This is a genomic window from Micromonospora sp. 067-2 (assembly GCF_046549295.1).
Taxonomy (GTDB): domain Bacteria; phylum Actinomycetota; class Actinomycetes; order Mycobacteriales; family Micromonosporaceae; genus Micromonospora.
Genome location: NZ_JAJPWB010000005.1, coordinates 327967 through 342390 on the forward strand (window position 1 = coordinate 327967; position 14424 = coordinate 342390).

The window sequence follows — 14424 nt, forward strand, 5'->3', positions numbered from 1 at the left end:
GCGCGGGGTAGGCCTCACCACAATGAGCGTGATGCCTCTGAGGCATCAAAATGCCTCAGAGGCATCACGCTTTCCGGCGCACCGGTCCCGGACGACCCGTCGAGCGCGGGCGGGGCGGGGCGGACGGGGCGGTCGGAGCGTGCGGGCGCGTACGGGCGCGTGCGGAGCGTGCGGGCGCGGGCTGAGCGGGCGGGCGCGGGCTGAGCGGGCGGGCGCGTGCGGGCGCGGGCTGAGCGGGCGGGCGCGTGCGGAGCGGGCGCGTGCGGAGCGGGCCGAGCGCGTCAGGCTTGTGTGCGGCCGTCGGGCGCGGTGCGGGCCAGCGGGACGACCAGCATTGCCTCGGTGCCGCCGTTGGCACCGGCGCGCAGCTCGATGGTGCCGCGCAGCTCGCCGGTGACCAGCGCACGGACGATCTGCAAGCCGAGTTTGCTTCCGCGCTCGGCGTCGAAGCCGGTGGGCAGCCCTCGGCCGTTGTCCGTCACCGAGACGTGCAGCATCTTGCGGAACCGGTGCGCCGAGACCACGACCTCCGGCCGCTGCGCCGGATCGGTCGGCGCAACGACGGCGGGCACGGCGTCCGGGGCGGCGGGCACGGCCGGAGGGTCCGCCTCGTCCGCTGGTGGAAAGCCGTGTTCCACGGCGTTGAGGAGCAACTCGTTGAGGACCATCACCAGCGAGGTGGCGATCTCCGCGGGCAGCACCCCGAAGCTGCCCCGTCGGCGCATGCCGACGCTCACCTCCGTCGCCGCGACCTCGGTCGCGGCGCTCGCCACCCGATCGACGATGCCGTCGAACTCGACCGCCTCGTCGCTGGACATGGAGAGCGTCTCGTGCACCAGCGCGATCGAGGCGACCCGGCGGACCGACTCCTCCAGGGCGACCCGGGCCTCCGGCATGGAGACGCGGCGAGCCTGCAGGCGCAGCAGCGCGGCCACCGTCTGAAGATTGTTCTTCACCCGGTGGTGGATCTCCCGGATGGTCGCGTCCTTCGTGATCAACGCCCGGTCCCGGCGGCGTACCTCGGTGATGTCCCGAACCAGCACCAGCGCGCCGATCGGCACTCCGGCGGGCATCAGCGGCAGTGCCCGGGTGAGCATCGTGGCGCCACGTGCGTCGATCTCTCGTCGCGGCGGCGCCTCGCCCCGCAGCGCGGCCAGGATGCCGTTCGCCGCCTCCGTGCCGTCCAGTGGGTCACCGGCCAACCGGCGGTGCAGCGCGGCCAGGTCCTCCCCCACCAGGTGGGAGGCGTAGCCCAACCGGCGGTACGCGGACTGCGCGTTCGGGCTGGCGTAGGTGACCTTGCCGCCGGCATCCAGCCGGACCAGGCCGTCGCCGACCCGGGGCGCGGAGGTGGTCTCGCCGGGGTGCCGCGGCGGCGGAAAGGTGCCGTCGGCGATCATCTGCGCCAGGTCGTCGGCCGTGGTCAGGTAGTTGAGTTCCAACTGGCTGGGGGTTCGCGCGGTGGACAGGTTGGTGTCCCGGCCGACCACGGCGATCACCTCACCGGCCTCCCCATCGTCGGTTCGCAGCCGGACCGGGATCGCTTCGTGCCGGGCGGGCACGTCGCCGTACCAGACCGGGTCGCCCTCCCGCCAGATCCGGCCCTGGGAGTACGCCACCTGGAGGTGGGCCACCTCCGGCCCGCCGACGATTCGCCCCACCTGGTCGTCCTGGTACGCGGTGGGTGCGGTCGTCGGGCGGACCTGGGCGACGCAGAGGAACGTGCCGTCGGCGTCGACCGGCACCCACAGCAGCAGGTCGGCGAAGGAGAGGTCGGAGAGCAGTTGCCAGTCGCCGGCGATCCGGTGCAGGTGGTCGATGTCGGCCGGACGGAGATGGGTGTGCTCCTCGGCGAGGTCGCGCAGCGTGGACACGGTGACCAGGGTGCCACGCCGGGCTTCACATCGTCGCGGTGACCTTCTTCAGCCCGCGCGGCGCGTCCGGGTCCTCGCCCCGGGTCAGCGCCAACGCCAGGGCCAACCTCTGCAACGGCAGGATGTCCAGCAGTGGTGCGTACCGCTCGTCGACCTCGGGAACGGCGAGCCGGGCAGTGCCGGGCACGTCGGCGGAGCCGACCACCACCACGTCGGCGCGGCGTTCGCCGAGGCGGGGCAGCACCTCCCCCATCGAGCGGCCACCCGGGCCGGAGCCGACCACGGCGAGCACCGGGACCTCCGGATCGGTCATCGCGAGCGGGCCGTGCAGCAGGTCGGCGCCGGAGAAGGCGAGCGCCGGCAGGTAGGAGGTCTCCATCAGTTTCAGGGCCGCCTCCCGGGCGGTCGGGTAGGCGTACCCGCGACCGGTGGTGACCAGTTGGCGGGCGAACCGGTAGCGCGGCGCGAGCCTGGCCGGGGTGTCGTCGGCCAGGGTGCGGGCGGCCAGGTCGGGCAGCTCGGCGAGCGCCTCCCGCTCGGCCGCCGGAAGCACCCCGTCGCCGGCGCGGATCCCCTCCACGAGCATCAGCAGGGCGAGCAGCTCGGCGGTGTACGTCTTGGTGGCGGCCACCGCCCGCTCGTGTCCGGCGGCGATGTCGACGCTCAGTTCGGCCACCTCGGCCAGCGGCGACCCCGGGTCGTTGGTCACCGCGAGGGTCAGCGCGCCGGATGCCCGCGCGGCGCGGAGCACCTCGGCCAGGTCGGGCGAACCGCCGCTCTGGCTGACGCCGACGACCAGCGCGTCGGACAGGTCGGGACGGGCACCGAACAGCGTGACCGCGCTGGGCGAGGCCAGCCCGGCGGGCAGTCCGAGCCGGATCTCGGTCAGGTACGCCCCGTAGAGGGCCGCGTGGTCGGAGGTGCCTCGTGCGGTGAAGACCACGTGCCGCGGCCGGCGCTCGGCGACCACCGCCGCCACCCTGGCGATCTCCCCGGCGTTGACGGTGGAGAGCAGGCGGGCGTAGCCGGCGGGCTGCTCGTCGATGTCGGCGGCCATCCCGGCCCCTGCACGTGTCACGAGCACTCCTCCTTTTGCGCGGTTGCCGCGCGTTTCCTGCTCAGTGTTGCACCTTTGAACGGCTCCGAGCAATCGAACGAGCAGCAGTGCGCAGATGATCACCGTGTGATGTCAATATCAACTAGACTTGCCCCGCTTCACCCGGCATCGCTGCGACGGAAGGACGACGTGCCCGAGGGAAGGGACGACCCCGCGCTCTCCGTGACGGAGGAGCTGGCCCTGGCCCGGCTGGCACTCGAAGAGGGCGACCTCCACCACGCCGCCGGCCACCTCGCCGGCGCGCTGGCCCGGGCGCCGACCCTGCCGGAGGTACACGAGACCCTGGCCCGCCTGGCCGCGGTCGGTGGCGACGGGCTCGACCTCTTTCCGATCACCCACCATTCCTTCGTCGGCGCCGTCGTCGCACGAGCTCACCTGCTGGCCGCCGCCGGCCGTCCGGCCGAAGGGCTGGAGCTGCTGGCCGCGGCGACCGGGCACGCCCCCGGCACCGAGTGGGCCGGCGTGCCGTGGGTGACGGCACCCGAACTGGCCGAGCGGCTGGACCCGGAGCAGATCGCCCGCGTCCTCATGCAGGTGTGCGCCGCGCTGCCCGACCCGGTGCCACGGGCCGGCCGGGGCGCGCTGACGCCGTACCTCACGCTGGCTCGCAACGCGGTCACCGTCCGCCCCGAGCACGGCCTGCTGCTGGGCGCGGCGTCCGCGCTGGCCCGGCGACTCGGCGAGGTCGCGCTGGCGATCCGGTGGGCCACTCGGGGGATACGATCCCAGCCGTCGAAGATGGGCGAGGTCTGGCTGGGGTACGCGTACCGCAGCGCCGGCCGGACCCGCGAGGCCCTCGCGGCGCTCGGTCGGGCCGTCGCGCTGGACCCCGACGACCTGGCCATCTACGCCGACATCGCCGGCACCCTGGCCGAGACCGGCCGCCTGGACGAGGCGTTGGAGTGGACCGAGCGTGCGTTGGCCCGTGACCCGTCGTTCGACTGTGCGGTGCACACCGCCCATCGCCTGCGACACCTGCGCGACGGCGATCTGGCCCACCTGGTGGCGCTCGCCGACTTCGTGCGTGACCACCCGGACGACAGCCACGAGCACGGCGACCTCGCCCAGTGTTGCCGCGGCCGGCCGTGGCTCGGCCAGCTGACGCCGGCCGGAGGCCCGCTGGTCGACGCGCTGCGCCAGGCGGTGTTCGACGACGACAACGGTTCCGGCAGTGCGGTACGCCTGCCGACGGCGGCCCCACCGAGTGCCGTACGGACGGCCACGTCGGTGGCGCCCGGGCTTCGGATCGAGGTCGCCGGCACGCAGGCGCCGGACCCGCGCGAGCCCCGGCGGGCGTCCGGCCAGCGGCTGTGGCACTACGCGGACACTGTTCCGACGCCCGCGTTGCCGGCACCCTCGGCGGCGGCGGTCGAGCGGATCGGTCAGGTCGCCCACCCGGCGTGGCCTCATCCGCCGGCCGCCTACGACGCCGCCGTGGGCCTGGCCGGTCTCGACGTGGCGGACCTGCTCGGGCTGCTGGTGCACCCGCCGGCGGCGCCGGCCAACGCGGTCGGTCGGCTGCTGGCCGCCCACGACCCGTCGGTCTGGGTTCGCGGCGTCCAGGTGTGGGCCTGCCTGGGACTGCTGCACCACCGGACCGACGAGCCGTGGGACGGCTCGGCCCGCCGCCGGGTGCTGCTGGACCTCGTCTGGGGCGTGGAGGACTGGATCACCGAGGCGGCGCTGTTCGCCCTGGTCACCGCCGCCTGGGTGGACCCGGCGGTGCGACCGGACGTGGCCCGCGTGGTGGCCGAGCGACTGGCCGACGCGGCGGCGGTCGCCCGGGCACGGCCGGTGCCGATCGCCGTCTCACTGGCCCACCTGGCGCTCGCCGCCCCGGCACTGGACCCGGCCACCGCGGCGCTCGCCGCCGAACTGCTGCGCGGCGAGCCGTCCCACCTTCCCCGCCCCCGCAACGCGCTCCGCCGCCTCTGGCAGCGCCTCACCACCCTGCGCCGCCGCCCCTGAAGCCCCACGGACGCGCCGCGCCGTTCCCGGGAGAACGACGCGGCGCGGTGGGGAGGGCTGGGATCAGGCGACCGGGGCCCTGCCGAGGGCGATCTCGGCCTCTTCCTCCGGCGTGGCCTGCGCTGGCGCCTCGTTCGCGGTGCGCAGCGGGATCTCCTTGATGAACCAGGCGAGCACCGGGATCGCGATGGTGAACAGCACCGCCCACAGGAAGACGTGCGAGATCGAGTCGGCGAGACCGCCGAGCACCAGCTCGCGGGCCTGGGCGGGCAGTTCCTTGAGCTTCTCCAGGTTGAACCCGCCGCCGCCGCCGAAGGCCGCTCCGGCGGCGGAGTCGGCAAGGCGGTTGGCGAAGATCGCGCCGAACAGCGAGATGCCGAACGAGCCGCCGATGGACCGGAAGAACGTCGCCGCGCCGCTGGCCGCGCCGAGGTCCTTCTGCTCCACGCTGTTCTGCGCGATCAGCATCGAGGTCTGCATGAGGAAGCCCATGCCGGCGCCGAGGACCACCATGTAGAGCGAGGACTGCAGCTTGCTGGTGTCGGTGTCGAGCATGGTCAGCAGCGCCATGCCCGCGGTCATCACCACGCCACCGATGATCGGGTACGCCCGGTACCTGCCGGTCTTGGTGATCGCCCGCCCGATGACCAGCGAGACGACCAACATGCCGAACATCAGCGGCAGCAGCAGCAGACCACTGTTTGTCGCCGAGGCCCCCTGAACGGTCTGCTGGTAGAGCGGCAGGAAGTTCATGGCCCCGAACATCGCGAAGCCGAGCAGGAAGCCGATCAGCGAGATCAGCGCGAAGTTGCGGTTGGCGAAGAGCGCCAGCGGAAGGATCGGTTCCGGTACCTGGCGCTCGACCAGACCGAACGCCACCAGTGCGACCACGGACAGCACGGCCAGGCCGAGGATCTGCGGAGAGGTCCAGTCGTACTGGTTACCGCCCCAGGTGGTGATCAGCACGATCGCGGTGATGCCGACGGAGAGCAGGCCGGCGCCGAGCCAGTCGATCCGGTGCTCGGTGCGGTACTTCGGCAGGTGCATCGTGGTGATCAGCACGAGCAGCGCGACGCCGCCCAGCGGCAGGTTCACGTAGAACGCCCAGCGCCAGGAGAGGTGGTCGGTGATGAAGCCGCCGACCAGCGGCCCGGCCACCATGGCGATGGCCATGATGCCGGCGATCATGCCCTGGTAGCGCCCGCGCTCGCGGGGCGGAACCAGGTCACCGATGATCGCCATCACACCGACCATGAGGCCGCCGGCACCGAGGCCCTGCACGGCCCGGAAGGCGATGAGCTGGACCATGCCGTCCTCGGGACCGCCGAACATCCCGGAACCCGCCATGCCGCAGAGCGCGGAGCCGAAGAGGAAGATGCCGACCGAGGTCAGGAAGACCGACTTGCGGCCGTACAGGTCACCGAGCTTGCCCCAGATCGGGGTGGAGACGGTGGTGCCCAGGACGTACGCGGTGACCACCCAGGTGAAGTGGTCGAGCCCGCCGAACTCGCCGACGATCCGCGGCAACGCGGTGCTGACGATCATGTTGTCGAGCATCGCGAGCATCATCGCGATCATCAGCCCGAACAGCACGACCCTCACGTTGGGTCGTGCGCCGGCCTGGGTTGCCTCAGTCATGGGTAAGCTCCCCCAAAGTATTGTCGTGCTTACTTGCCGCCCGGCTAGTCACCTTACTAGCCGCACGGTAAGTTGGGTAGCAACTGGCGGTCAAGTCGATGAGGGGGCGTGGGTGAGGGAGAGCACAGGCGGCACCCGGGAGCGGATCAAGGCCGTCGCGCTGGAGCTCTTCACCGAGCAGGGGTACGAGAAGACCTCGCTACGGGAGATCGCCGAGCGCCTCAACGTCACCAAGGCAGCGCTCTACTACCACTTCAAGAGCAAGGACGACATCGTCGCCAGTTTCGTCGAGGACCGGCTGGACCGGATGGACGCGCTGACGACCTGGGCCGAGTCGCAGCCGGCGACCCTGGCCACCCGGCGCGCACTGATCTCCCGGTACGCCGACACGATGTTCGCCGGCGAGCAGCCGTCGGTCATGCGCTTCTTCGAGCAGAACCAGACCGCGCTCAAGAGCCTCGCCGCCGGCCAGCAGATGCGCGGCCGGATGATGGAGCTCGCCAACGCGCTCTGCCGGGGCGACGAATCCCCCGCCGCCCAACTGCGCGCCGCGCTGTCCCTGTTCGCGGTGCACAGCAGCTGGTTCGCCGTCCGGGCACCGGACATCACCGACGACGAGCGCCGGCGGATCGCCCTGGAGGTGGCCGACGAGTTGCTGGCCGCCATCGGCACGGATCCCGACGAGGACACGGCCCCGGCCACCGCGGCCGGCCCGCCAGCCTGAATCGACCGGAGGCTCAGCCCCCGGGCCGGCTCCGGCGTCCCAGCCCATAGCCGGCAGGAGGCACACTCAGCCTCGGGTGAGCACCCGCCGCAGGCCGAGCAGGTCCACGCCCGGCACCGGCGACCAGTCCTGCTCGGGCGAGCGAACGAACCCGAGCCGCCCGTACAGCCGGTGCGCCGAAGCGGCCATCCCCGCGCGGACGCAGATCACCACCGCGGTGCAGCCCAGCTCGGCCGCACGGTCGACACACGCCTGGGCCAGGGCCGCACCCACACCCCGGCCCTGCGTGGCCGGGTCGACCGCGAGCATCCGGAACTCCGCCTCGCCCGGGCCCGACAACTCGGCGAAAGGGGTGCCCGGCAGCACGAAGGTGACCGAGCCGAGCACCGCGCCGGTCTCGTCGTCCAGCGCGACCAGCACCTCGCCGCTGGCGGCCCGGGCCGACACGTCGGCCAGCACCGCGCCGTATCCGTTCTCGCCCTTGAGTTGACCGTCCGCCTCGTACGCGGCCACGGTCAGCCGGGCCACCGCGGCAAAGTCGGCCGGGTCGGCGCGCCGGACCTGCATGCCGGTCAACCGATCACCGCGATGAGGTCGCCGTCCTGCACGACGTCGCCCTCGGAAACGGCGAGCTGGCTGACCACACCGTCGGACTCGGCGATGACCGGGATCTCCATCTTCATCGACTCGAGGATCACCAGGGTGTCGCCCTCGGTCACCGTGTCACCGGTCGAGGCCACGACCTTCCACACGTTCGCCACCATCTCGGCGCGGATCTCCTCGGCCATGTCCACGGCCCTCCCTCATCCCGATGTGCCTGCCGACGTATCCAATCATGCGACGGCGGACCGTGGGTGTGGAGCGGTACGGCCGCGTGCTCGACCGCCCCGGGGGAAGGCGTCGGGTGCCGGCCGCACTACCATCAGCGGGTCGGACCCGACGCCGGGCCGCCGGTAGGAGCAGCGGCGCGAGGTCGTGCGCAGGGCGGATCCGACCCATCACGAGGAGGTCACCATGGCGAAGAAGTCCCGTAAGAAGAAGGCCCGGAAGAAGAACGCCGCGAACCACGGCAAGCGTCCCAACTCCTGAACGCGCCGACGGGCCAACGGCCCGTCACCGGTCAGGCAAGCCCGGCGGACGCCGGTGGCCCAGGTCGAGATCGACCCGGGCCACCGGTTTGTCCGTTCGGTACGCCGAGGTCAGTCGGCCAGTTCGCGGGAATCGCTGGTCTCGAAGACCACCAGCTCGGTGAGCTTGACCCGCAGCCGCTCGCGCAGCTCATCCGGCGCGGTCTCGTTGCCGCAGCACCGAGCCACCAGCGCCCGCACCTCCTGCTCGAGGCCGTACTCGCGCAGGCAGGGCCCGCACTCGTCGAGGTGGTGCCGGATCAGCGAGCGCCGCTCGTCCGCGCATTCCAGATCCAGGTAGAGGTACACCTCCGCGAGCACCTCGCGGCAGTCCGTCTCGTGCGGCTCCCCACAGCTCACGTCACACCTCCCGGCCGGCAGCGGCAGTGGTGGAACCCTTCGAGGCGCGGGCCGCACTGAAGCCCCGCTCCCCCGCGTAGCGCTCGAGCAGCTTGCGCAGATTACGACGGCCCCGGTGCAGGCGCGACATCACGGTGCCGATCGGCGTGCCCATGATGTCGGCGACCTCCTTGTACGAGAAGCCCTCGACGTCGGTGAGGTAGACGGCCAGGCGGAACTCCTCCGGCAGCTGCTGGAGGGCCTCCTTGACGTCGCTGTCGGGCAGCCGGTCCAGTGCCTCGGTCTCGGCGGAGCGCAGCCCACTGGAGGTGTGCGACTCGGCCTCGGCGAGCTGCCAGTCGGTGATCTCCTCGGTGGGCGCCTGGATCGGCTGGCGCTGCCGCTTGCGGTAGGAGTTGATGTAGGTGTTGGTCAGGATCCGGTACAGCCAGGCCTTCAGGTTCGTGCCCTGCTCGAACTGGTGGAAGGCGGCGTACGCCTTCAGGTAGGTCTCCTGGACCAGGTCCTCGGCGTCCGCCGGGTTGCGCGTCATCCGCAGCCCGGCAGCGTAGAGCTGATCGACGAATGGCATCGCGTCCCGCTCGAAACGGGCCCTGCGCTCGTCCGTCTTTTCGGTGGTCAACCGCACATCCCCTCGCGTCGGATGCTTTCCCGCCGAGGATACGCGCACGGACCTGCCCACAGATTCACTTCCGGCTGGTGTGCTGGTGCTCACCGCGCCCACCCCGCCCGGTCCCGCTGTCGCGGGCCAGTCCGGGCCACCCAACAGCCGCTTCAGCTGCCGAGTGTCCCGTTCGTCCCGTTCCAGGCTCCGTGTATCGGTTGGCACCCGTCACCCCCTCGCAGAAAAGTCGTCCGGGGGTAGTAACGCGGGAAGGCGGGTGGGGCATTCCGGCCGGCTCTCCCGTTCCTGGTCCCGGCCCCGGCCACGGCCGGCGCTGGGACCAGGAAGGGCCTGGGAGGATTGGCGCCGCCCGTCCGGATCGGGCCGGCGGCACCATCGGATGCAACGAGTCGCGCCCGGCGCCGGACACGGTCCGCCCGCCCGTGCGACGCCCCGGTCGGGGTTCGCCGTGGTCAGGCGGCCGGGCCGTTGCCTCGTTCCGGCGGCGCCGGATCAGCCGGGGGCCCAGCGCTGCGCGCGCAGCCAGTCGCCGACCACGGCCGCCGTGCCGGCCGGGTCCCGCCGCAGGTCGTGCGTCTCGCCGGGTCGGGTCACCACCTGCACGGAGGGCCCCGGCTCCGGCACTCCGAACGGGTCCCGGTCACCGTTGACCACCAGCGTCGGCAGCCCGGTTCCCAGTTCGGCGGCCCGGGAACGCTCCGGCCGGCCGGGCGGGTGCAGCGGAAAGGCCAACGCGAGGATGCCGACCGCGCCCACCGTGTGGGCCGTCCGGCAGGCCACCCGCGCGCCGCTGGAGCGCCCGCCGACGAGCAACGCCGCACTGTCGGGATACCTGTCGCGCAGCGCGGCGAGCACCGCGATCCAGGCCTCGTCGAGGTGCCCCGCCGGGGCCGGCGCGCGGCGGCCGGCGACCCGGTAGGGCTGGGTCACCCGGGCCACCGCCAGGCCGGCCGCGACCGCCGCGTCCCGCACCGCGAGCAGGTCGGGCGCGTCCACACTGCCGCCCGCACCGTGACCGAGCACCAGCAGGGCGGCGGGCGGCCGGGCCGGCAGGTCGGTGTCGATCCGCGCTGGACCGCGCGGAGTGTCGACTTCGTCGATGGGCGGCACCGACCCATTCTGCGCCGACACGTCGGCACCCGGGCCGGGACCCGGCGGTTGGTCAGCTCAGCGGCACCAGGGTGAGCAGGCGGTCGCGCACCGGCGGGCCCGCATCGTCGACGGCGTCCGGATCCGGCTGGACCTCGCCGCGCCAGGCGACCAGCATCGCCCGGCGCTCCCGGGGCGTGGTCGCGCCCCACACGCCGTGGCAGTCACCCACCTCCAGCGCCCAGGCCAGACACGACCCCTGGACGTCGCACCCGCGGCAGAGCGCGACGGCGGCGTCAGCAGGCTCGTTCGGAGCCGGAAAAAAGGTCTCTGGATCGACGCTCTGGCACGTTCCTCTGGTGCGCCAGGCGTCATCCTCACGCCGTTCCTGCAAGGCCCGCAGCAGTCGCGGATCTCGCCGCGCCGCAGCCACCTCGTGCGGGCGGGGCATACGCGCCCGTGTCATCCACCCACCTCCCCCGTGGGACCGGCAAGATCGGTGGATGTCGTCCGCCCCGTGCGAATCGACGCCCACTACCGGCGCTGTGTTCTATCGCACTTGCGGACGCCGGGACAAGGGGCTGCCAAGAACATGACTGAACGGCCAGGAGACGAATCGCTCGCAACCCTGGCAAATCGGTGCCCGACGATGCACGTGGGCTCAGAACAGGGTGAGCCTCTGCGCCGCGACCACCGGCACTCGTTCGATCAACTGCGGCCCGTCGTTGCGGACGTCACCCACCGCCGAGGAGACCGGACGGATCTCCAACCCGGCAAGCTGGGCCGCCGTCGCCGGAGCCAGCAGACGATCCGGCTCGTCGGTCGACGCCAGCCACGACGCCCACCGCGCGGGCGGCAGCAGCACCGGCATCCGGTCGTGCACCTCGGCCAGCTCGCCGAGCGCCTCGGTGGTGAGGACACTGAAGGTGAGCCGGGTGTCGGCACCGGACTCCCAGACCGACCAGATTCCGGCCAGCGCGAGCACCGAGCCGTCGGTCGGGGTCATGAAGTACGCCTGGCGCCCGCCGTCGGGCTGACGGACCCACTCGTACCAGCCGTCGGCCGGCACCAGGCACCGGCGACGGGCGAACGCCCCGGCGTACGCCCGGCTCGTGGCCACCGTCTCCGCCCGTGCGTTGATCATGCGGGCCGCGCCGGCGGCCGACCGGGACCAGTGCGGCAGGAGGCCCCAGCGGCCGACGCGGAGGCTGCGGTGCCCCTCCGGTGTGACCCGGACCAGTGGCACCGGGTCGGTGGGCGCCACGTTGTGGTCCGGCCGGACCTGGCCGTCGGTGTCGTCCGACGACTCGAACAGCGCGCTCAGCTCTCCGGAGCTCCGGGTCGTCGCGTACCTGCCGCACATGGGGCACACGCTAGCCCGTCGGGTGCCCCGTCGGCTGTCCCGCCAACCGGGAGTACGACCGCCGGTCTGCGCCATCGACCCGCCGACACGGCAGAATGTAGCCGTGGGGAATCTGACCGCGACCCGGCCGCCACAGCCGTGGACCGCACCGACCGCCTCCGACCCGGTGGCGGCCACGCTGCGCCTGCCCGGGTCCAAGTCGATGACCGCCCGCGCCCTGGTGCTCAGCGCACTGGCCGCCGGTCCGTCGACGCTGGCCGGGCCGCTGCGCGCCCGGGACACCGAGCTGATGGCGGCCGGCCTGCGGGCGATGGGCGCACACGTGTCGATCAGCGACGACGAGCGCTGGCTGGTCCGGCCACATCCGCTGGTCGGCCCGGCGCACGTCGACGTGGGCCTGGCCGGGACGGTGATGCGGTTCGTGCCGCCGGTGGCCGGGCTGGCCGACGGGCGGATCACCTTCGACGGCGACCCCTACGTCCGCACCCGGCCGCTCGGCCCGCTGATCGGTGCCCTGCGCTCGCTGGGCGTCCGGATCGACGTCGCCGGCGAGGGCAGCCTCCCGTTGACCGTGCTCGGCACCGGCCGGGTCACCGGCGGCGAGGTGGTGATCGACGCCTCCGCCTCCAGCCAGCTCGTCTCCGGGCTGCTGCTGGCCGCGCCGCGCTTCGACCGCGGCGTCGTGGTGCGACACGTCGGCCCTCCGGTGCCGTCGGCGCCGCACCTGCGGATGACCGTGCAGATGCTGCGGGCCGCCGGCGCGGCGGTCGACGACACCACCGAGGACGTGTGGACCGTGGAGCCCGGCCCGCTCACCGGGCGCGGCTGGGAGATCGAACCAGACCTCTCCGGCGCGGTGCCGTTCTTCGCCGCCGCCCTGGTCACCGGCGGCGAGGTGACCCTCCAGGGCTGGCCACACAGCAGTTCGCAGCCGGTCGAGCAGCTCCGCTCGCTGCTGCAACGCATGGGCGGCGAGGTCACCCTCTCCACCACCGGGCTGACCGTCCGGGGCACCGGCGTGGTGCACGGTCTGACCGCCGACCTCTCCGACGTCAGTGAGCTGACGCCGGCGCTGACCGCGCTGGCGATGCTGGCCGACTCGCCGTCGTCCTTCACCGGCGTCGGGCACATCCGCGGCCACGAGACCGACCGGCTGACCGCGTTGGCGCGGGAGTTCACGGCTCTCGGGGCGGCCGTCACCGAGGCGCCGGACGGGCTGGAGATCCGGCCCCGGCCGCTGCACGGCGGGGTGTTCCGCACCTACCACGACCACCGGATGGCGCACGCCGCCGCGGTGGCCGGCCTCGCGGTGCCCGGCATCGAGGTCGACGACGTCGGGTGTACCTCGAAGACCATGCCCGAGTTCCCGGCACTATGGTCAGCGATGGTGACCGGCAAGAGCTGACGGAACAGGGGGCGGTCCTGGCGACCAGACGGCGGGAGTACGACGAGGACGACGTACGGGTCCGACCCGGAAAATCCTCACGTCCGCGTACCCGCACACGACCCCGGCACTCCGACGCGGTGGACGGCTTCGTCATCGCCGTCGACCGAGGGCGCTACACCTGCGTGCTGGCCGGGGCCGAGCGCGGCGTGGCCGGGGCCGAGCTGCCGACGGTCACCTCGATGCGGGCCCGCGAGTTGGGCCGCAAGTCGGTCGTCGTGGGTGACCGGGTCAGCCTCGTCGGCGACACCTCCGGTGCCGAGGGTGCTCTCGCCCGCATCGTCCGGATCGCCGAGCGTCGCTCGGTGCTGCGGCGCACCGCCGACGACGACGAGACCACCGCCGAGGGTCGCCTGGAACGGGTGGTGGTGGCCAACGCCGACCAGTTGGTGATCGTCAGCGCGCTGGCCGATCCACCGCCACGCACCGGGTTCATCGACCGCTGCCTGGTGGCCGCGTACGACGCCGACATCGAGCCGCTGCTCTGCCTCACAAAGGCCGACCTGGCCGGGCCGGAGGAGGTGCTGGGCTACTACACCGAGTTGGAACTGCCGTACGTGCTCAACCGCCCCGACTCCGACCTGGACGCCCTGCGCGCGCTGCTGGCCGGCCGGGTGTCGGTGCTGGTCGGGCACTCCGGGGTGGGCAAGTCGACGCTGGTCAACCGGCTCGTCCCGGACGCCGCTCGGGCGGTCGGTGTGGTCAGCGCGATCGGCCGTGGCCGGCACACCTCGACCAGTGCGGTGGCGCTCCGGCTGCCGCCGATCCCCGGCGTCGACACCGACCCGGGCTGGATCATCGACACCCCGGGCATCCGCAGCTTCGGGCTGGCGCACGTCTCCGCCGACAGCCTGCTGCACGGCTTCCCGGACCTGGTCGAGGGCACCGAGAGTTGCCCGCCCAACTGCCCGCACTCCGCCGACGAGGCCGACTGCGGGCTGGACGCCTGGGTGGCCGCCGGCAAGGCCGACCCGCGCCGGCTGGCGTCGTACCGCCGGTTGCTCGCCTCCCGCGCGGGCGAGGGCGACTCGCGCGGCGAGAGCGACCAGCGCGGGCCTGGCGAGGGTGACCGGCGCGGGCCCGACGAGTGAGCCG

General features: G+C 73.0%; 14 protein-coding genes and 1 pseudogene. 5 read left to right on the forward strand and 10 right to left on the reverse strand.

Translation table 11 applies throughout. The features are described from left to right. Positions 1-281 precede the first annotated feature (281 nt). Together ACLJN9_RS14270 and ACLJN9_RS14275 are read right to left on the reverse strand one after the other, a co-directional pair. Entirely contained in the window at positions 282-1874 is a 1593-nt protein-coding gene (locus ACLJN9_RS14270; protein ID WP_410811769.1) for a histidine kinase N-terminal domain-containing protein, read from the reverse strand. 25 nt (positions 1875-1899) lie between these two features. After that, complete coding sequence (locus tag ACLJN9_RS14275; protein WP_410811994.1) at positions 1900-2931, reverse strand: SIS domain-containing protein; 1032 nt, start codon at positions 2929-2931, stop codon at positions 1900-1902. A gap of 189 nt (positions 2932-3120) precedes the next feature. On the opposite strand from ACLJN9_RS14275, the gene ACLJN9_RS14280 reads away from it, so the two are divergent. Next, positions 3121-4959 (forward strand): tetratricopeptide repeat protein, encoded by a 1839-nt coding sequence (locus ACLJN9_RS14280; RefSeq protein ID WP_410811771.1) that lies wholly within the window; start codon positions 3121-3123, stop codon positions 4957-4959. Positions 4960-5022: 63 nt separating this feature from the next. On the opposite strand, the gene ACLJN9_RS14285 is transcribed toward ACLJN9_RS14280, so the two are convergent. Then, the gene (locus ACLJN9_RS14285; RefSeq protein WP_410811772.1) at positions 5023-6597 is read right to left on the reverse strand and encodes an MDR family MFS transporter; all 1575 of its coding nucleotides are present in this window, start codon (positions 6595-6597) and stop codon (positions 5023-5025) included. A gap of 112 nt (positions 6598-6709) precedes the next feature. On the opposite strand from ACLJN9_RS14285, the pseudogene ACLJN9_RS14290 reads away from it, so the two are divergent. Next, positions 6710-7371: pseudogene (locus tag ACLJN9_RS14290) on the forward strand (TetR/AcrR family transcriptional regulator). 16 nt (positions 7372-7387) lie between these two features. On the opposite strand, the gene ACLJN9_RS14295 reads toward ACLJN9_RS14290, so the two are convergent. After that, positions 7388-7888: a GNAT family N-acetyltransferase gene (locus ACLJN9_RS14295; RefSeq protein ID WP_410811773.1), complete on the reverse strand. Its 501-nt coding sequence runs from the start codon at positions 7886-7888 to the stop codon at positions 7388-7390. Between the two features lie 5 nt (positions 7889-7893). Continuing rightward, the gene (locus tag ACLJN9_RS14300) at positions 7894-8115 is read right to left on the reverse strand and encodes a biotin/lipoyl-binding carrier protein (RefSeq protein ID WP_410811775.1); all 222 of its coding nucleotides are present in this window, start codon (positions 8113-8115) and stop codon (positions 7894-7896) included. Between the two features lie 181 nt (positions 8116-8296). Here ACLJN9_RS14300 and ACLJN9_RS14305 point away from each other — a divergent pair, with 181 nt between their 5' ends. Next, positions 8297-8410 (forward strand): 50S ribosomal protein bL37, encoded by a 114-nt coding sequence (locus ACLJN9_RS14305; RefSeq protein ID WP_410811777.1) that lies wholly within the window; start codon positions 8297-8299, stop codon positions 8408-8410. A 110-nt stretch (positions 8411-8520) separates the two neighbouring features. On the opposite strand, the gene rsrA is transcribed toward ACLJN9_RS14305, so the two are convergent. The 5 genes from rsrA to ACLJN9_RS14330 all read right to left on the reverse strand — a co-directional run bounded on the left by rsrA (position 8521) and on the right by ACLJN9_RS14330 (position 11885). Further along, positions 8521-8808: a mycothiol system anti-sigma-R factor gene (rsrA, locus tag ACLJN9_RS14310; protein ID WP_030336658.1), complete on the reverse strand. Its 288-nt coding sequence runs from the start codon at positions 8806-8808 to the stop codon at positions 8521-8523. 1 nt (position 8809) lies between these two features. Further along, positions 8810-9637, reverse strand: coding sequence for a sigma-70 family RNA polymerase sigma factor (locus tag ACLJN9_RS14315; protein ID WP_410811779.1), 828 nt, complete (start codon positions 9635-9637; stop codon positions 8810-8812). A gap of 288 nt (positions 9638-9925) precedes the next feature. Further along, the gene (locus ACLJN9_RS14320; protein WP_410811781.1) at positions 9926-10543 is read right to left on the reverse strand and encodes an alpha/beta family hydrolase; all 618 of its coding nucleotides are present in this window, start codon (positions 10541-10543) and stop codon (positions 9926-9928) included. Positions 10544-10595: 52 nt separating this feature from the next. Then, the gene (locus tag ACLJN9_RS14325) at positions 10596-10988 is read right to left on the reverse strand and encodes a WhiB family transcriptional regulator (RefSeq protein ID WP_410811782.1); all 393 of its coding nucleotides are present in this window, start codon (positions 10986-10988) and stop codon (positions 10596-10598) included. 195 nt (positions 10989-11183) lie between these two features. Continuing rightward, the gene (locus ACLJN9_RS14330) at positions 11184-11885 is read right to left on the reverse strand and encodes an SOS response-associated peptidase (protein WP_410811783.1); all 702 of its coding nucleotides are present in this window, start codon (positions 11883-11885) and stop codon (positions 11184-11186) included. A gap of 103 nt (positions 11886-11988) precedes the next feature. Here ACLJN9_RS14330 and aroA point away from each other — a divergent pair, with 103 nt between their 5' ends. Both aroA and rsgA read left to right on the forward strand, forming a co-directional pair. Further along, positions 11989-13290 (forward strand): 3-phosphoshikimate 1-carboxyvinyltransferase, encoded by a 1302-nt coding sequence (gene aroA / locus ACLJN9_RS14335; protein ID WP_410811784.1) that lies wholly within the window; start codon positions 11989-11991, stop codon positions 13288-13290. Further along, complete coding sequence (rsgA, locus tag ACLJN9_RS14340; RefSeq protein WP_410811786.1) at positions 13260-14420, forward strand: ribosome small subunit-dependent GTPase A; 1161 nt, start codon at positions 13260-13262, stop codon at positions 14418-14420. Before aroA ends, rsgA begins: the two co-directional genes overlap by 31 nt. Positions 14421-14424 lie beyond the last annotated feature (4 nt).